The organism is Hanstruepera marina, from assembly GCF_019880635.1.
Lineage (GTDB): Bacteria > Bacteroidota > Bacteroidia > Flavobacteriales > Flavobacteriaceae > Hanstruepera > Hanstruepera marina.
This window is the reverse complement of record NZ_JAINVX010000001.1, coordinates 1,238,765-1,255,288: the sequence shown is the minus strand read 5'-3', so window position 1 is coordinate 1,255,288 and position 16,524 is coordinate 1,238,765. Positions and strand designations below refer to the sequence as shown.

Annotated in this window: 19 protein-coding genes; 9 read left to right on the top strand and 10 right to left on the bottom strand. The window is 34.1% G+C overall.

Annotation, left to right across the window (positions count from 1 at the left end; translation table 11 throughout):
* The first annotated feature begins 19 nt into the window (after positions 1 to 19).
* Positions 20 to 418: a DoxX family protein gene (locus K7G76_RS05900; protein ID WP_255572929.1), complete on the top strand. Its 399-nt coding sequence runs from the start codon at positions 20 to 22 to the stop codon at positions 416 to 418.
* Position 419: 1 nt separating this feature from the next.
* On the opposite strand, the gene K7G76_RS05895 is transcribed toward K7G76_RS05900, so the two are convergent.
* From K7G76_RS05895 to K7G76_RS05880, 4 genes are all read right to left on the bottom strand, one after another.
* Positions 420 to 1,157: a hypothetical protein gene (locus K7G76_RS05895; protein ID WP_223033240.1), complete on the bottom strand. Its 738-nt coding sequence runs from the start codon at positions 1,155 to 1,157 to the stop codon at positions 420 to 422.
* A 99-nt stretch (positions 1,158 to 1,256) separates the two neighbouring features.
* Entirely contained in the window at positions 1,257 to 3,251 is a 1,995-nt protein-coding gene (gene ligA, locus K7G76_RS05890; RefSeq protein ID WP_223033239.1) for an NAD-dependent DNA ligase LigA, read from the bottom strand.
* Between the two features lies 1 nt (position 3,252).
* Positions 3,253 to 4,122 (bottom strand): peptide chain release factor N(5)-glutamine methyltransferase, encoded by an 870-nt coding sequence (gene prmC, locus K7G76_RS05885; RefSeq protein ID WP_223033238.1) that lies wholly within the window; start codon positions 4,120 to 4,122, stop codon positions 3,253 to 3,255.
* Positions 4,123 to 4,131: 9 nt separating this feature from the next.
* The gene (locus K7G76_RS05880; RefSeq protein WP_223033237.1) at positions 4,132 to 4,626 is read right to left on the bottom strand and encodes a GNAT family N-acetyltransferase; all 495 of its coding nucleotides are present in this window, start codon (positions 4,624 to 4,626) and stop codon (positions 4,132 to 4,134) included.
* Positions 4,627 to 4,661: 35 nt separating this feature from the next.
* Here K7G76_RS05880 and ribD point away from each other — a divergent pair, with 35 nt between their 5' ends.
* Genes ribD through K7G76_RS05860 form a run of 4 tightly spaced genes read left to right on the top strand, consistent with a single transcriptional unit; the run spans position 4,662 to position 7,783 of the window.
* Positions 4,662 to 5,672: a bifunctional diaminohydroxyphosphoribosylaminopyrimidine deaminase/5-amino-6-(5-phosphoribosylamino)uracil reductase RibD gene (gene ribD, locus K7G76_RS05875; protein ID WP_223033613.1), complete on the top strand. Its 1,011-nt coding sequence runs from the start codon at positions 4,662 to 4,664 to the stop codon at positions 5,670 to 5,672.
* Positions 5,673 to 5,683: 11 nt separating this feature from the next.
* Entirely contained in the window at positions 5,684 to 6,301 is a 618-nt protein-coding gene (locus tag K7G76_RS05870) for an HAD family hydrolase (RefSeq protein WP_223033236.1), read from the top strand.
* Positions 6,298 to 7,161, top strand: a complete 864-nt coding sequence (locus K7G76_RS05865) for a DMT family transporter (protein ID WP_223033235.1) — start codon at positions 6,298 to 6,300, stop codon at positions 7,159 to 7,161. Before K7G76_RS05870 ends, K7G76_RS05865 begins: the two co-directional genes overlap by 4 nt.
* 1 nt (position 7,162) lies before the next feature.
* Positions 7,163 to 7,783, top strand: coding sequence for an IMPACT family protein (locus K7G76_RS05860; RefSeq protein WP_223033234.1), 621 nt, complete (start codon positions 7,163 to 7,165; stop codon positions 7,781 to 7,783).
* Here K7G76_RS05860 and K7G76_RS05855 read toward each other — a convergent pair.
* Positions 7,772 to 8,170 carry an acyl-CoA thioesterase gene (locus K7G76_RS05855; protein ID WP_223033233.1) on the bottom strand — a complete coding sequence of 133 codons (399 nt, stop codon included), beginning with the start codon at positions 8,168 to 8,170 and terminating at the stop codon, positions 7,772 to 7,774. The two genes, K7G76_RS05860 and K7G76_RS05855, sit on opposite strands and share 12 nt — an antisense overlap.
* Before the next feature lie 183 nt (positions 8,171 to 8,353).
* Here K7G76_RS05855 and dnaA point away from each other — a divergent pair, with 183 nt between their 5' ends.
* The 4 genes from dnaA to K7G76_RS05835 all read left to right on the top strand — a co-directional run bounded on the left by dnaA (position 8,354) and on the right by K7G76_RS05835 (position 12,437).
* A complete protein-coding gene (gene dnaA, locus K7G76_RS05850) occupies positions 8,354 to 9,781 on the top strand; it encodes a chromosomal replication initiator protein DnaA (protein WP_223033232.1) in 1,428 nt (475 codons plus the stop codon).
* 13 nt (positions 9,782 to 9,794) lie between these two features.
* Positions 9,795 to 10,256 carry a low molecular weight protein-tyrosine-phosphatase gene (locus K7G76_RS05845; RefSeq protein WP_223033231.1) on the top strand — a complete coding sequence of 154 codons (462 nt, stop codon included), beginning with the start codon at positions 9,795 to 9,797 and terminating at the stop codon, positions 10,254 to 10,256.
* Between the two features lie 64 nt (positions 10,257 to 10,320).
* Positions 10,321 to 11,721: a PQQ-dependent sugar dehydrogenase gene (locus K7G76_RS05840; protein ID WP_223033230.1), complete on the top strand. Its 1,401-nt coding sequence runs from the start codon at positions 10,321 to 10,323 to the stop codon at positions 11,719 to 11,721.
* Entirely contained in the window at positions 11,721 to 12,437 is a 717-nt protein-coding gene (locus tag K7G76_RS05835) for an SAM-dependent methyltransferase (protein WP_223033229.1), read from the top strand. The genes K7G76_RS05840 and K7G76_RS05835 overlap by 1 nt, the downstream gene beginning before the upstream one ends.
* 5 nt (positions 12,438 to 12,442) lie before the next feature.
* Here the strand turns inward: K7G76_RS05835 and K7G76_RS05830 are convergent, their stop codons facing one another.
* The 5 genes from K7G76_RS05830 to dapF form a co-directional block, all read right to left on the bottom strand.
* A complete protein-coding gene (locus tag K7G76_RS05830) occupies positions 12,443 to 13,108 on the bottom strand; it encodes a peptidoglycan-binding protein LysM (protein WP_223033228.1) in 666 nt (221 codons plus the stop codon).
* Between the two features lie 107 nt (positions 13,109 to 13,215).
* The gene (locus tag K7G76_RS05825; RefSeq protein ID WP_369412183.1) at positions 13,216 to 14,124 is read right to left on the bottom strand and encodes a DUF2279 domain-containing protein; all 909 of its coding nucleotides are present in this window, start codon (positions 14,122 to 14,124) and stop codon (positions 13,216 to 13,218) included.
* A 2-nt stretch (positions 14,125 to 14,126) separates the two neighbouring features.
* Positions 14,127 to 15,170, bottom strand: a complete 1,044-nt coding sequence (gene mltG, locus K7G76_RS05820) for an endolytic transglycosylase MltG (protein WP_223033227.1) — start codon at positions 15,168 to 15,170, stop codon at positions 14,127 to 14,129.
* Positions 15,170 to 15,694, bottom strand: coding sequence for a GNAT family N-acetyltransferase (locus tag K7G76_RS05815; RefSeq protein ID WP_223033226.1), 525 nt, complete (start codon positions 15,692 to 15,694; stop codon positions 15,170 to 15,172). The genes mltG and K7G76_RS05815 overlap by 1 nt, the downstream gene beginning before the upstream one ends.
* The gene (gene dapF, locus K7G76_RS05810; protein WP_223033225.1) at positions 15,691 to 16,467 is read right to left on the bottom strand and encodes a diaminopimelate epimerase; all 777 of its coding nucleotides are present in this window, start codon (positions 16,465 to 16,467) and stop codon (positions 15,691 to 15,693) included. The genes K7G76_RS05815 and dapF overlap by 4 nt, the downstream gene beginning before the upstream one ends.
* Between the last annotated feature and the right edge of the window lie 57 nt (positions 16,468 to 16,524).

The following is a 16,524-nucleotide window of genomic DNA, read 5'->3' as shown; positions in this document are numbered from 1 at the left end:
ATAATTTAACATTAAAAGTATGACAACCTTGAAAAAACGGATCTTATTATTTATACGAATTGTAATTGCAGTTATATTAATTCAAACATTACGATTCAAGTTTAGCGCACATCCAGATAGTGTATATATATTTACTCAAGCTGGATTAGAACCTTACGGCAGAATAGGTATTGGTGTAATAGAACTTTTTGCTGGTATTTTATTATTAATACCTAAAACCGTTTGGTTCGGATCAAGCCTTACTATAGGATTAATGCTTGGAGCTATTTTTATGCATTTAACTAAAATTGGGATTGAAGTAAACAATGACGGCGGTACATTATTTATTACTGCGTTAATTACATTGGCATTAGCGTCAATTACACTTTATAAATATAAGAATACTATACCATTTATAGGGGATTCTAAACAAGTATAAATCATCCAAAAAACTGAACTTTCTTATTCTGGATTTTAGATTGAAAATAGAAGAAACAAAAGGCTAACACAAAAAGCAATGTTTGTGATATATTTAATAAATCTTTATCTGAAATATAAAAATAAGCTACTTGGATAACTTCAGAAAAGACGATACAAATCGACCCAAAGAATAATAATAACGACTTTTTGTTATCATTATAAAAATACCCAACCAAAGACAATGTTAGCAATATCAACATAACTATGTTGTAAACTAGCTCAATGACAAACAAAAATGAACCTGAAACATACGGATTTACAATAGTTAACAATACGTATACTATATAAATGTTCAAAATAGTGAGCACAAGCAAATGAATACCAAAATTCTTAAAAATCTTTTTAAAATCAAGTGTTCTACTAACATCATAAACCAACAAAGCATAGGCAATAATGTACAATGTATTACCAACCAAGTAATACGTATCATCAAACCTTAAAAGTTCAGCATCGGTCATGGAATCAAAATCAAAGCACAACTCACTGAATGCCAATAATTCAGAAATTGAAAATAATACTAAAAACCATGTAAAGAAAGGTGATTTCCTAGGAACACTTATAAAGTAGAGCAATGTAAAAACAGGAACTATCAAAGCTTTTGAAAGCTCTGAACAAGTATACAATTGATTGAACTCAAATACAGCAAATGCAATAAACAGCATTACTATACAACCAATTAATATATTTGATTTTCCCATAGATCAATCCCTTGATAACTTAAACAAATATATATAAAAATTACAATTAATCGATAAAATTATACACTTTAACGATAAATACCGTTATTTATATTATTTCTAAATAACTAAATTTAAAAACTCTTGTTCAGAAATTATAGGAATTTCAAGTTTTTCAGCTTTTTCCTTTTTACTTGGTCCCATATTATCTCCAGCTACAACATAATTCGTTTTAGAGGATATGGAAGATGAGACTTTCCCACCATTATCCTCAATTAACTTTTTAAGCTCATTTCTGGAAACTGTTTGAAATACACCTGAAACTACAAAGGTTTGTCCACTTAGTTTATCGGTTTGATTGGCCAGTTGCTCTTCTGAAAGTGACATTTGCAATCCAAAATGCTTGAGTCTACTTATAATTTCCAAATTTTCTCCTGAAACAAAAAATGATGTCACACTCGCAGCAATTCGTTCTCCTATTTCATCAACATTAACTAACTCTTCAGATGTTGCAAGCATTAGGGAATCAATTGTTTTGTAATGCTTTGCCAATTTCTTGGCGACGGTTTCTCCAACATATCGAATACCTAAAGCAAATAAAACGCGCTCAAAGTGAACTGATTTAGATAATTCAATACCTTTAATCAAGTTTTCGGCACTTTTATCAGCCATACGCTCCAATGGTAAAACATCTTCTTTCTTTAAATCGTATAGATCAGAATAATTAGAGATTAGTCCTGCGTTTACCAAAAGTGCTACAGTTTCACCTCCTAAACCATCAATATCCATAGCTTTCCTACTAATAAAATGCTGAATACGTCCAATAATTTGTGGTTTACAACCATTGTAATTGGGACAATAATGCTGAGCTTCGCCTTCTTGCCTTACCAACTCGGTATCACATTCTGGACAATGGGTGATATATTGTGTTGGTTCAGAACCTGTAGGTCTTTGTGATAAATCTACAGCAATTATTTTTGGTATGATTTCACCACCTTTTTCCACAAAAACGGTATCACCTACTCTAATATCCAATTTTTCAATCTGATCAGCATTATGTAAGGACGCACGTTTTACGGTTGTTCCAGCTAATTCAACTGGCTCCAAATTGGCAACAGGTGTTATGGCGCCTGTACGCCCCACTTGATAGGTTATTTCCAATAATTTTGTTGAAACCTGTTCAGCTTTAAATTTATAAGCCATAGCCCAACGAGGTGCTTTGGCTGTATAACCCAATTCGTCTTGGTGCTGTAAATTATTAACCTTGATAACCACACCATCGGTTTCATAGGGTAAATTATGCCTATGTAAATCCCAATAGGCAATAAATTCTAAGACCTCATCAATAGAATTGGCCAATTTAGCAGCATCAGGTACTTTAAATCCCCAAGCCCTTGCCTTTTCCAAGCTTTCAAATTGTGTGTTTATATTTAAATTACCACCTGTAATATTATACAGCAAACACTCCAAGGGTCGCTTGGCAACTTCTGCACTATCTTGTAATTTCAAACTTCCAGAAGCCGTGTTTCGCGGGTTTCTATAAGGCTCCTCACCTATTTCCACGCGCTCTTCATTCATTTTGTTGAAACCTTCAAAAGGCAAAACAATTTCTCCTCTGATATCGAATTTTGGCGGATAATTGCCTTTTAATTGCAACGGAACAGATTTAATGGTTTTTACGTTTGCCGTAACATCATCACCTTGAACACCATCACCTCTCGTTACAGCACGTAACAAACTACCATTTTCATAGGTCAGACTTATGGACGCACCATCGTATTTTAGTTCACAAGTGTAATGAACTGGTCCATCAATCATCTTTTTTATACGTGTTTCCCAATCCAATAAATCGTCTTTTGAATACGAATTATCTAAAGAATACATACGATACTCATGCTTGACCGTTTCAAAATTTTTGGTAACAGTACCGCCTACACGTTGTGTTGGTGAATTGGCATCAGCAAACTCGGGATTTTTTGCCTCCAAATCTTGTAGTCGTTTGAGTTTCATATCAAACTCATAATCGCTGATGGTAGGGTTATCTAAAACGTAATAATTGTAATTATGTTGACGCAATTCGTCTTGCAAAGTCCTTATCTGTTCTTCAATTGTCATATTATGGTTTCAAGGCTTTTGTGATTCTATCGTTTCCAAAAACATCTTTAATTACTTTTATGTTCTTAAAATTGAAATCAGCTAGAAGTTGTTTCATTTCACCACCAAGATATTGATTAATTTCAAAAAATAAATACCCCTCATCATTCAAATTATCAACAGCGAACGCTGTAATGGCTTTATAAAATTTTAATGGATCATCATCTGGCACAAATAATGCCAAATGCGGCTCGTGTTTCAATACATTATCCTTTATCTCCAGTTTTTCCACTTCTCGAACATAAGGCGGATTGGAAACTATGACATCAAATTTAAATTCAATTTCTGCCAAGGAATTGTTCGGGTTTAATATATTATCTTGAATACATGTAATGTTTACATCATTTAATCGAGCATTTTCTTTAGCTATCTTCAAAGCTTCTTCAGAAACATCCATAGCAATAACTTCAGCATTTTTTAAGGTTTTAGCTAGTGAAATGGCAATACAACCCGTTCCTGTTCCTATATCCAAAATTTTTAGTGGTTTTATCTCGCCTCCTAAAATAATAGTATTAATAATCTCCTCTACCAGTTCTTCCGTTTCTGGTCGTGGAATAAGGGTATGTTCATTGACCTTAAATTGCAATCCATAAAACTCTGTTTCGCCAACAATATATTGAATGGGTTCCTTGTTTTTTAATCTGGTTAAAGCTTCAAAAAGTGGTTCTTCTTCCTTTTTAGTTAGTGTTAAATTGGGTTCTAGAACAAGGGTAATTCGGTTTAAACTCAAATAGTGTTTTATTAGAATATTGAAAAAGCTATTCACTTCATTGGCTCCATTTTCAGTATCTAATTCGTTATGAAAAATGGTTTGGATATCCTTTAGCAGCATATTTTGAAATTATTCAAAGTTCTTTATCATCCAAACATTACAGGAATAGTGACCCGTATCACCCAAAGGTTTCTCCAGCATCTTGAAGCCAACTTTTTTATAAAGCTTTCTGGCATCTTCCATATAAGGCATGGTTTCTAGATAACATTTTTCAAATCCAAATTCCCTGGCTTTCGCTAAACAGACATCCATCATTTGGGTTCCTAAACCAACACCTCGCGCCTCTGGTAAAAAATACATTTTTTGCAGTTCGCATACATTACCTTCAAAATTGTCCAACTGCGAAATACCAGCACCTCCAATTATCTTTCCATCGTCATCAATTACGAAATAAACGGCTTTATCACCACTATAAGTTTCGGTCATTTTATCCAACGATTCGTCAGCATAAGCCGTACCAACTTTCGGCACACCAAATTCTATAAGGACTTTACGGATAACTTCAGCAATTTGCCCATCATCTGCTTTCCTTATTTCTCTAATGACAATATTATTATTGCTCACTTTATTATACTATTTTTATGGCTTCAAAATTCGGGATGAAGATACATGAAAAATATATAAAACGCTGTATTGAAATTGCCAAAAATGGATTGGGAACAACAGCCCCAAATCCTATGGTTGGCTGTGTTATTGTTCATGAAAATAAGATTATTGGTGAAGGATTCACAAGTTCCTATGGCGGATCTCATGCCGAGGTCAATGCCATTCAATCTGTTAGCAACAAAACCCTTTTAGAAAAGGCAACACTATACGTTACTTTGGAACCATGCAGCCACTATGGTAAAACACCTCCATGTAGCGATCTTATAATCAAAAAAAAAATCCCCAACGTTGTTATTGGAACCATAGATACGCACAGTAAAGTAGCTGGCGAAGGCATTAAAAAGCTAGAAGCTGCTGGCTGTAATGTTATTGTTGGCATATTGGAGGATGCCTGTAAAGAACATCACAAACGGTTTTTTACTTTTCATAATAAAAAGAGACCATACGTAATTTTGAAATGGGCGGAAACTTCTGATGGTTTTATAGCTCCCAAAACCAAATCTGAACAAAGGCCAGTTTGGATCACCAATTCCTATTCAAGACAATTGGTTCATAAATGGCGAGCTGAAGAACAAGCCATTTTAGTTGGAACAAATACGGTTATGGAGGACAATCCAAGCTTAACCGTAAGAAGCTGGACTGGCAAAAATCCTATTCGCATTGTTTTAGATAGAAACAATAAGCTACCAAAGAAATTAGCGGTTTTTAATGATGATGCTATGACCATCTGTTTATCTGAAAAAGAGGTTGATTTTGATAAGCATTTAGCCAAAAACATCTGTGAATATTTACATAATGAAGATATACAATCTGTAATAATTGAAGGTGGCAGTAAAACACTACAAACATTTATTGACGAAAACATCTGGGATGAAGCACGTGTGTTTAGAGGCCAAAACATGTTTAAATCGGGAATTAAAGCACCTGTTTTAAGCACAACACCTGATACAGAGCATAAAATTTTAGACGATACTTTAAAAACCTATTTTAACACCAAAAGCTGATTTCAATACTAATGAGTGAAATAAAAACTTTGATTTTCGATTTTGGTGACGTCTTTATTAATTTGGATAAGCAAGGCGCGATGCAACATGCCCTAAACTTATTTGAACTTGATGCTTTTACCCAAGAAATAATAGCCATTAACAGTCTTTACGAACAAGGACTTATTTCCACAGAAGAATTTTTAGAATTTTATCAGGATAGCTTTCCTAAATTATCAAAGGGAACTATTTTAAGTGCATGGAATGAGATTTTAAGGGATTTCCCAAATCATCGTTTGGAATTTATTCAAAATCTCGCTCAAGACAAACAATATCAACTTATTCTTTTGAGCAACACCAATGAATTACATATTGATTGGATTAAAGAGCAGGTTATATTTTACGAAGACTTTAAAAGTTGTTTTGATAAATTTTACCTATCCCATGAAATAGGACTAAGAAAACCCAACTCAAATATTTTTCAATTTGTTTTGCATGAAAACCAACTAAAAGCTAGTGAATGCTTGTTTATTGATGACACCAAGGACAATACTGATACAGCTGATAAAATGGGTTTTCAAACCTGGAATATTGACGAAACCTCAGAAGATATCACGGATTTATTCTCAATAAAAAAAGAACTATTTTGATTTATCTACTATTTAGCATATTATCGTCTACTGCTATTTTTGTATTATTCAAATTATTTGATAAATACCGAATTAACACACTTCAAGCTATAGTTGTAAATTATGTTACGGCATCTATTTTAGGTTTAACTTTAAGCTCCAAACCTTTTAATATATCTGAAACATTAGAATCCGATTGGTTTTTTGGAGCCTTTGGATTGGGCATGTTATTTATTTTTATTTTCAACATTATGGCCATTGTCTCGCAACGTAACGGATTATCGGTCGCTTCTGTAGCTACGAAAATGAGTGTTGTTATTCCCGTAATTTTTGGAATATATATTTATGGAGAAAGCACTAGTCTACAAAAACTATTGGGCATTATTTTAGCCTTGGCTGCAGTGGTTTTGGTTTCGATCAAACCTAAATCCAATGTTCGCTTGAAAAACAAACTACTTTTACCGTTTTTGTTGTTTTTAGGTTCTGGAATTATCGATACTTCAATTAAATACATTGAAACCTATTTTATTGAAGTTAATGGCATCCCTTTATTTTCAGCAACTATTTTTGGCTTCGCGGCCATTACCGGATTATTTGTTTTGATTGTTAAAAAACTTAAAGGGCACTTAAAATTCAACAAATTAAGTTTTATAGGTGGCTTTGTTTTAGGCTTTGTAAATTATGCTTCTATCTATTATTTATTAAAAGCATTAGATCACGAATCATTAGAAAGCTCAACTATTTTCACTGTTAACAATGTGGCCATTGTAATGCTATCCGGCTTAATAGGTTTAATCTTATTTAAAGAAAAACTATCGACAAAAAACTGGCTTGGTGTTGGAGTTGCTATTCTTTCAATTCTATTAGTTACATTAGCATAGTTTGAAATTAAAAGACACATACAAAACCATAAAGGCCGCTCCTACAGAAGTCTTATTCAAAGACAAAAACAGTAAATTTTACGGCTATGCATTTCCTGTTGAATCTGAAGACACAATTAAAATACACCTTGAACAATTGAAAAAAGAACACCATACGGCAAGACATTGGTGTTATGCTTATCAATTGGGAGTAACTGAAAAAAACATACAATTTAGAGCAAATGATGATGGCGAACCCAATAACAGTGCTGGAATGCCTATATATGGACAAATACAATCGTTTGACGTCACCAATATCCTAATTGTTGTAGTCAGATATTTTGGAGGTGTTAAATTGGGCGTTGGCGGATTAATAAATGCTTACAGAACAGCTGCCCAAATGGCTTTAGAAAAGTCTAACATAATTACCAAAACCATTAATGTTCAATATGTAGTTGCTTTTGACTACAAAAACATGAACAAGGTTATGCGTATTATAAAAGAACGCAATCTTACTGTTGTAAATCAAAAACTGGAACTCACTTGTGAAATAACCATTTCTGTTAGACTTAAAGAGTCAAAATCTATTTACGAAACGTTTAAAAACCTTTATGAGGTTGAAATAGAAGAACTAGGTATCTAGTTTCTCTAAAATATAGTCTGGGCATTTCATCGGCCTTTTTGTTTCCATATTTATAAATGCCAAAACGGTGTTTGCAGTCACCAAAAGCTCACCCAATTCGTTATAAATTTCATAGTCAAATTCTATCTTAACGGAAGGTCGTTTAGAGAGGCTAGTTTTTACTTTAATTACCTCGTCATAAAGGGCTGATTTTTTGAATTTTAAACTCATAGAAATCACGGGTAACATTACACCATCATCTTCCATTTGCTTATATGAAATTCCTTTTTTCCGTAACCACTCTGTTCGTCCCATTTCCATATATAATGCATAGTTGCCATGATGCACAACTCCCATTTGGTCAGTTTCACCATATCTCACTCTTATTGGGATTTCATCGAAATTCATAATGCTTATTAAATATTTTTTTGTAGTTTAGGCATGGATTTAAACATGCGAAAAAAAATCTAAAAATTCAATAGCTATTCATTTTTTTTTTTAGAATTTTGTTCACATATTTGCCATGCTAAAGATCAACAAGGGAATTCCACTTCTCTTCAACTAACTAACTAGTAAATTTTAACTTTAAGAATGAGTAGAACTGCGCAATCGGTATGGGGAAATTGTCTTGAATTTATTAAGGATAATATACAACCGCAAGCATATAAAACATGGTTTGAACCAATAGTAGCAGTTAAGTTAGACGATAACGCCTTAAGCATTCAAGTTCCTAGTAAATTTTTCTATGAGTGGTTGGAAGAACACTATGTGAAAATTCTAAAAGTTGCTTTAAATAAAGAGCTTGGCGAGACTGCAAAATTGGTGTACATTATAAAAATGGAAAACACCTATGGCAATAAGCAGCCTTTTACTGAAAAAATCCCTAGCTCCAACCGCACTGCTGTTAAAGCACAGGATGTAGACATTCCTTTAAACAACAAAAGTCCTGAATTGCGAAATCCGTTTATCATTCCTGGTATTCGAAATGTTAAAATCGAATCGCAATTAAACCCAAACTATAATTTTGAAAATTTCTTGGAAGGTGATTCTAATCGTTTAGCCAGAAATGCCGGATTGGCTGTGGCATCAAAACCAGGCGGTACATCATTTAACCCATTATTGATTTTTGGTGGTGTTGGTTTAGGAAAAACACATTTAGCACATGCTATTGGTGTTGATATTAAAGATAAATACCCTGAAAAAACCGTTTTATATATTTCAGCTGAAAAATTTACCCAGCAATATATTGACTCGGTAAAGAAAAATAATAGAAATGATTTTATTCATTTCTATCAAATAATTGACATACTTATTATTGATGACGTTCAGTTCCTTTCAGGAAAATCTGGAACTCAAGACGTTTTCTTTCATATTTTCAACCACTTGCACCAAAATGGCAAACAGGTAATTTTAACAAGCGACAAAGCTCCTGTGGACATGCAAGATATCGAGCAACGTTTGTTATCGCGCTTTAAATGGGGACTTTCGGCTGAATTGCAAAGCCCAGATTTTGAAACACGTGTTTCTATTTTGAAAAACAAGCTATATCGTGATGGTGTTGAAATGCCTGAAGAAATTATTGAGTATGTAGCCAAACATATCAAAACAAACATTCGTGAGTTAGAAGGTGCCATTATATCGCTAATTGCGCAATCGTCGTTCAATAAAAAAGAAATCACTACCGATTTAGCCAAACAAGTTGTTGAAAAGTTTGTAAAGAACACAAAACGCGAAGTTTCTATAGACTATATACAAAAAATCGTTTCAGACTACTTCCAAATGGATGTGGACACACTACAATCTAAAACACGTAAACGCCATATTGTTCAAGCAAGGCAATTAGCTATGTTTTTCGCCAAGAAATTCACAAAGGCATCTTTGGCTAGTATTGGCTCTCAAATAGGTAAACGTGATCATGCGACGGTTTTACACGCTTGCAAAACTGTTGACAATTTATCATCAACAGATAAGCAATTCAGAAAATACGTTGAAGATTTAACGAAGAAACTGTCCGTTTAAAAATCCTGTCAATATGACCAAAATCCTTATGGTTTGTTTAGGCAATATCTGCCGTTCACCATTAGCTGAAGGTATTCTAAAATCAAAATTACCTCAACCAGGTTTTATTGTAGATTCGGCCGGAACTGGAAACTATCATGTTGGTGATTTGCCTGACAAACGCTCTATTCAAATAGCTAAAAAATACGGATTGGATATTACCAACCAAAGAGGCAGACAATTTACTGTTTTAGATTTTGATAATTTCGATTTAATTTATGTCATGGACGAATCCAATTATAAAAACGTCATAAAGCTGGCACGAAATCAAGATGATGTTGACAAAGTCTATTTTATTCTAAATGAGATTTATCCAGAACAAAACCATAGTGTTCCAGACCCCTACACGGGTGGCATACAAGGCTTTGAAAACACATTTAAGATGCTTGACGAGGCCTGTAGCGAGATAGCCTTAAAGCTTAAAAACAACAAATAGGTTTCAAAACAATACATATCATTCTTTGATTTTTTTGTATTTTGGTTGTATAAAAATTATAGCCATGAAAAACTTAACCCTTTTATTTACTTTACTATTATTACCCTCTTTAATAATTTCTCAAGTTATAGACATTGAACTATTTGCCTCTGGATTTAATAGTCCAATTGGCATTAAAAATGCTGGAGATGACAGGCTGTTTGTTGTAGAACAAGATGGTATTATCAAAATAGTAAATCCAGATGGATCAGTAAATGGCACACCTTATCTCAATATTGATGACCGTGTAATAAATAGTGGAAATGAACGCGGTTTGTTAGGTTTAGCTTTTCATCCCAATTATCTGTCAAACGGCTATGTGTTTGTTAATTATATTAACAATAGTGGTAACACCGTAGTTTCCAGATTTGTTGCTAACCCTCCTAATGGCAATACCGCAGATCCTAATACAGAAGTTAATCTGCTAACCATTTCACAACCCTATTCAAACCATAATGGTGGCGATATGGCTTTTGGAAGCGATGGCTATTTATATATTGCAACTGGTGATGGTGGTTCTGGAGGCGACCCGGAAAATCGCTCTCAAAATTTAACAACTTTATTGGGTAAAATGTTGCGGATAGATGTCAACAACGCTCAAGGCGGAAATAATTACGCCATACCAAACGATAATCCTTTTGTCGGGAATGCAAGTGCTTTAGATGAAATTTGGGCTTATGGTTTACGAAACCCGTGGCGCTTCTCGTTTGATAGTCAAACTAACGACCTTTGGATAGCAGATGTTGGTCAGTTTGACATTGAAGAAATAAATAGTGTTGCCATTACCGAGGATGGTTTAAATTATGGATGGCGCTGTTATGAAGGAAATTCTGTTTATAATAATTCTGGTTGTCCAAGCATGAGTACAATGACGTTTCCTGTTGCTCAATACACCCACTCGTCAAGTGGCGCCTTTAAATGTTCAATTACCGGAGGCTATGTATATCGCGGCTCAATCTATTCCAACTTGACGGGCAAGTATCTTTTTGCCGATTATTGTAGTGACGAAATAGGTGTTTTAAGCTATAATGGCAGCACTTGGGAAATGGCATTTTCTCAACAATTTTCTGGTAATGGTTGGACTTCTTTTGGGGAAGCCTTTAATGGTGAGCTGTATATTTCTGGTCGTGATTCAGGAAATATATACCATATTATCGATTCCAATTTAAGTATTGAAGAATTCAATAGAAACAAAATAAAATTATATCCAAACCCTACTGAATCCAACCTGACCGTTTCCGTTTCAACTGGTGAAATTAAAGATGTTACAATTTTTGATTTGCAAGGCAAACAAATAAAATCGTTAACCGAACTATCTGGAAAAACCATAAACATTTCTACCCATGATATTGCTAGGGGTATTTACATGATAAAAATCACAAACTCTAATTCAAATTCTATTACAAAAAAACTTGTTGTAAACTAATGACCATTATACAAGGCAAACTTTACCTTATACCAACAACACTTGGCGAAAGCAATCCGTTAGACGTATTACCTGTAACCATAAAACGAATTATTGAGCAAATGGACACATATATAGTAGAAAATGAAAAAACAACACGACGCTTCATAAAATCTATTGCTCCAGAAAAAAGCCAACCAAGTTTAAAACTTTTTACACTAAACAAACATACCGACCCACAAGAAATCCCTACTTTTTTGGAACCGTGTTTAAAAGGTGAAGATGTTGGTTTAATTTCTGAAGCTGGTTGTCCGGCAGTAGCAGATCCTGGTGCTGAAGTTGTTAAATTTGCCCATGACAAAAATATTCAAGTAGTCCCTTTAGTTGGTCCATCGTCTATACTTATGGCCGTTATGAGTTCAGGAATGACAGGGCAAAGCTTTGCATTCAACGGCTATCTTCCAATAGATAAGCAGGACAGAAAAAGGGAATTAATACGATTAGAACGCTTATCGCAGCAGCAGAATCAATCGCAATTATTTATAGAAACACCTTACCGAAACAACGCTATGCTTGAAGATATTTGTAAATTTTTACAAGATGAAACACAAGTATGTGTAGCCTGTGACATTACTTTGTCAACAGAATACATTAAAACAAAAACGGTAAGTGAATGGAAAAAAAATAGTGCAGACCTCCATAAACGACCTGCACTATTTATTATTTATAAAAACTAAACCTGTTACGCTTTCATTTTAACCTTTGCTTTTCTATTAGGTTTGATAAACGATGTATCATAACCCGAAAACTTTTTCATATAATATGAAATTGAAGTTCCATAAGCATCCGAAAAACCATTAGCTCCATAGCTTCTTAAAAACTTTTTAACGTTTCCAGGACCCGCTAAATGAGCTGCAGCTAAAATTCCAGATTCAGTAATCTCAATACCATTTATTACTTTGCCAACAAAACGATTGATATCCTTTCTTAATATCCACTTATTACGCTCTGCGTTTGCTAAAAAAGCTTTTTCTTGTAATTCAGGTGTATTTAAAAACAATACTGGATTATAAATTCCAATAAGTTTTAAGGTTTCCTTGCCAAACTGATATTTACCTAAATACCCAAAAGTATTCACTGTTGAGTAATCTCCTCTTGACTCTTTAAAACCTAAAGCTTCTTTGAATCCAATGTAAGATTTACCTAAAGTTGGGGAAAAAGGTTTGTGAGGGTTATGTGCAGGAAACACATTTAACACTTCTTCGTTTGATGTTTCAACTTCATTTAAAGCAACATCATTTTGAGAATACACGTCTTCTGTAATCGCTTTGTTCGTTTTAAACGAACTAAATACTAAAACACATATTGTAAGCGATAGGGCTAAAAAACTTCCAATATTTTTTCTCATAGTTTTCAATTTCTTCAACGCATTTCTTGAGGGAAAATTGCTTTGAAATTTCAGCTTGCAAAGGTATGACTTTTTTTTAAACCCTGAAAATTAATCGTTTAAGTGTTCTAAAAATAGATTCCGTGTAGGGTTATGCCATTTTTATCGGTGAACTCCACAGCAGGAAATGGCACCTTAATCATGTTAAAAACGTCAAATAATGTCCTTAAAACATGAGAATTTGTTTGAATTCTACTCAAGTCAATATCTAGGCTAAAATAGAATTGCCTGTAAGGCTCATCAACATGAAAAGGGTTTGTTACAGTGTCAGAAGAATCGGAAACCATACCTTCTGCTCCATAGCCAAATGCCAGATTAAGCCATTTTGGGATTTTAGAATTTTTAAAAAAAGAATGTAAATTAACACTCAACCAATAAGTTTGTCCATTATAATCTTTTAAAAATTCTTGAGACAGTCCATTACCCAAAACATCCGAACTTTGCTGCGCGTAATGTGTTTGGTGAAACGAATATTTCATTATGATACGCTGTTCGTTCCATAACAACTCCTGACCAACATACAATCCTGTACCTAAAGCATTAGCTCCAATATCACCCCAAGAAAATCCCCATTCTTCCGAAAAGCCGTCAAAAACCTCAACAACTCCCAGAAAAACAAAACCTAAAGTGGCACCATAGATTAACTGATTTTTTTCACTTACACCACTCCAATTTAAAGCATGAGCACCAAATTTACCTAATTGATAAGACGAATAGGCATGTCCGAACTTATCAACCTGAAGCCATTCATTATTATCATTTATGGTATGAAACTTTGACCTTGGATAATCTTTATACCACAATTGATCCAAAGCAACAAGTGACAAGGTTGCTAATGATGCTTCAGCTATAATTACAGCATTACGCCTAGTAGGATGTAATGTATCACTGGGTTTTAAAAACAGATTGATTTTAGATTGAGAGAACGACGCAATCGAAATAAAAATAAAAACACTATGTATTAAAAAGCGTTTCACCTTTATTTATATATACCTTGAGACGATAGATAACGTTGATATTCTCTTGCATTGGCATTATGCTGACTTAAGGTTTTTGCAAATTTATGATAGCCTATTCTTTTGGCATCGGCTGCAAAATACAAGTAATTATGTTTTTCATAATTTAAAACCGCATCTATTGCAGAAATATCAGGCATTGTAATTAACCCAGGTGGCAATCCAGCGTATTTGTAGGTGTTATAAGGCGATTCAATTTCTTTATGTTTATTGAGCACTCGTTTAATAACTGTATTTTGATATTCAGGCAATTGGTAAGCAGCAAACTTTAAAGTTGGATCAGCCTGAAGAGGCATCCCTAACTTTAACCGATTAATATAAACTCCAGCCACTCTTGGTTGTTCATCTTTCTTTTTAGATTCCTCATAAACAATAGAAGCTAGTGCCATAACATCATGTATTGACATATTTAACTGTTTTGCCTTGGCTCTTCTCCCATCTGTCCAAAAGCGTTGATACTCTGTTAGCATACGCTCTCGAAACTTTTCAGCAGAGGTGTTCCAGAAAAACTCATAGCTGTTTGGAATGTACATACCTAATGCCGTGGCTTTAGAAAACCCATGCTCATTCAAAAAAGCCTCATCGCTCATTGCCGTAATTAAAGACAAACTATCTGCCTCTATCTGTGTGGATATCCTGCCAGCAAGTTTTTCCAAAGACTCTTGATTATTAAATGCTATTTGAATAGGTAAGTTTTTACTGCGGATTGAGTTAATAATATCGTTATTACTCATACCTTTTTTAATGGCATAACGTCCAGCTCTAATATTTGTAGTGTATTGTTTGCGCTCTGCAAGCGCATCAAACTTATCGATATCTTTTAATAAGGGCACTAACTGCTGACGAACATCATCATAATCTGCATGAGTTGGGACATAAATATATGCCGCTTCATTGTTAAAAGCAGTATTGGGTTTAAACATAGCACTGTAAACGTAATATGCAAAGTAGGCTGCCACTACAAGCCCCAACAAGGCAATTGCCCAAAGTATTTTCTTAATGTACATTAGTTATTAATTAATTGTAATAAAAATTCGTTTTTATAGGTTTTACCATTAAAATTCCAGTCGTTTTTTAAGCCCACTCTTTTAAATCCTTTTTTTTCAAATAACGAAAGGCTAACTTCATTATCTTCAGAAATATTACAGTATAACTGGTGTAAATGCAAGGTGTCGAAACTATAATTCACCAACAGATCAAGAGCTTCCCTTCCGTGACCTTGAGCTCTATCTTCTTGCCGTTTTATTAAAATCCCCACTCCAGCTCTCTTATTTTTAAAATCGAAATCAAACAAGTCAATCAATCCGAGTGTTTTGTTATCGTAATTGCAGATAACCAATCGTAATTGCTTGGCTTCAAAAATATCTTGGTGCGCATTATCCAAATATTGTTTTATAAGAAATCTGGAATACGGTGTTTGGGTAGCACTTAATTCCCACAGATCTTCATCGTTTTCAATACTGAAAACAAATTCTAAATCTTCGGGTTCTAATGCTCTTAAGTAGAGATTTTTGCCTTTTAGTGTAATCATGCCAAATTGCCTTTAAAGACCCTTTTTGCCGGACCTATCAACCAAATATCATGATAGCCCAAATCGTTCTTTTTAAATGAAACCTGCAATTGTCCTCCTTCGGTGTTTAAAGTTATCACAGTATTTTGGGTTTCTCCAATTTCATGCATAGCTAAAGCTACTGCAGTTACTCCAGTTCCGCACGATAGCGTTTCATCTTCGACGCCTCGTTCATAAGTTCTGACTGCAAACTCTTCGTTAGAAATTTTTGATACAAAATTCACATTAGCACCCTCCTCATTGTATGGGTTACCATATCGAATTTCACACCCTACTACTTTAACATCTAAATGCTCCAAATCTGATTCCATTTGAACATGATGGGGCGAGCCTGTATCTAAAAACACATAATTGTTATACGTTTTAATTTCAGCAACATCCTGCATTTTAAGTTTTACAACATCACCTTCAATATAGGCCTCGTGTAATCCATCAATAGCCAGAAAAGTGGTTTGCTTTTCTATAATACCCAAAAATTGGGCAAAAGCTACAATGCATCGTCCACCATTGCCACACATTGTACTTTCATTGCCATCGGCATTGTAATACACCATTTTAAAATCTGAAGTCTTGTCATTTTCCAACAGAATTAATCCATCTGCCCCAATGCCAAAACGTCTGTCGCATAAGTATTTGACAAGTTTGGTATTGTTTTTGTCAAAAACTAACTGTCGATTATCAATGATTACAAAATCATTACCTGTTCCTTGATATTTATAAAAAGTAAGACTCATAGATGCAGCAAATATATGAATATTATAGGGCAAATTACCATGTTAAACAGGCGTTAA

What these genes read in the sequence shown, in the direction of transcription:
- ribD (WP_223033613.1), top strand. Translation starts at nt 4,662, where the DNA reads ATGAAGATACATGAAAAATATATAAAACGCTGTATTGAAATTGCCAAA.
- prmC (WP_223033238.1), bottom strand. Translation starts at nt 4,122, where the DNA reads ATGCTGCTAAAGGATATCCAAACCATTTTTCATAACGAATTAGATACT.
- K7G76_RS05855 (WP_223033233.1), bottom strand. Translation starts at nt 8,170, where the DNA reads ATGAATTTCGATGAAATCCCAATAAGAGTGAGATATGGTGAAACTGAC.
- K7G76_RS05815 (WP_223033226.1), bottom strand. Translation starts at nt 15,694, where the DNA reads ATGATTACACTAAAAGGCAAAAATCTCTACTTAAGAGCATTAGAACCC.
- K7G76_RS05895 (WP_223033240.1), bottom strand. Translation starts at nt 1,157, where the DNA reads ATGGGAAAATCAAATATATTAATTGGTTGTATAGTAATGCTGTTTATT.
- K7G76_RS05830 (WP_223033228.1), bottom strand. Translation starts at nt 13,108, where the DNA reads ATGAGAAAAAATATTGGAAGTTTTTTAGCCCTATCGCTTACAATATGT.
- K7G76_RS05835 (WP_223033229.1), top strand. Translation starts at nt 11,721, where the DNA reads ATGACCATTATACAAGGCAAACTTTACCTTATACCAACAACACTTGGC.
- ligA (WP_223033239.1), bottom strand. Translation starts at nt 3,251, where the DNA reads ATGACAATTGAAGAACAGATAAGGACTTTGCAAGACGAATTGCGTCAA.
- K7G76_RS05900 (WP_255572929.1), top strand. Translation starts at nt 20, where the DNA reads ATGACAACCTTGAAAAAACGGATCTTATTATTTATACGAATTGTAATT.
- K7G76_RS05870 (WP_223033236.1), top strand. Translation starts at nt 5,684, where the DNA reads ATGAGTGAAATAAAAACTTTGATTTTCGATTTTGGTGACGTCTTTATT.
- K7G76_RS05840 (WP_223033230.1), top strand. Translation starts at nt 10,321, where the DNA reads ATGAAAAACTTAACCCTTTTATTTACTTTACTATTATTACCCTCTTTA.
- K7G76_RS05845 (WP_223033231.1), top strand. Translation starts at nt 9,795, where the DNA reads ATGACCAAAATCCTTATGGTTTGTTTAGGCAATATCTGCCGTTCACCA.
- dnaA (WP_223033232.1), top strand. Translation starts at nt 8,354, where the DNA reads ATGAGTAGAACTGCGCAATCGGTATGGGGAAATTGTCTTGAATTTATT.
- mltG (WP_223033227.1), bottom strand. Translation starts at nt 15,170, where the DNA reads ATGTACATTAAGAAAATACTTTGGGCAATTGCCTTGTTGGGGCTTGTA.
- dapF (WP_223033225.1), bottom strand. Translation starts at nt 16,467, where the DNA reads ATGAGTCTTACTTTTTATAAATATCAAGGAACAGGTAATGATTTTGTA.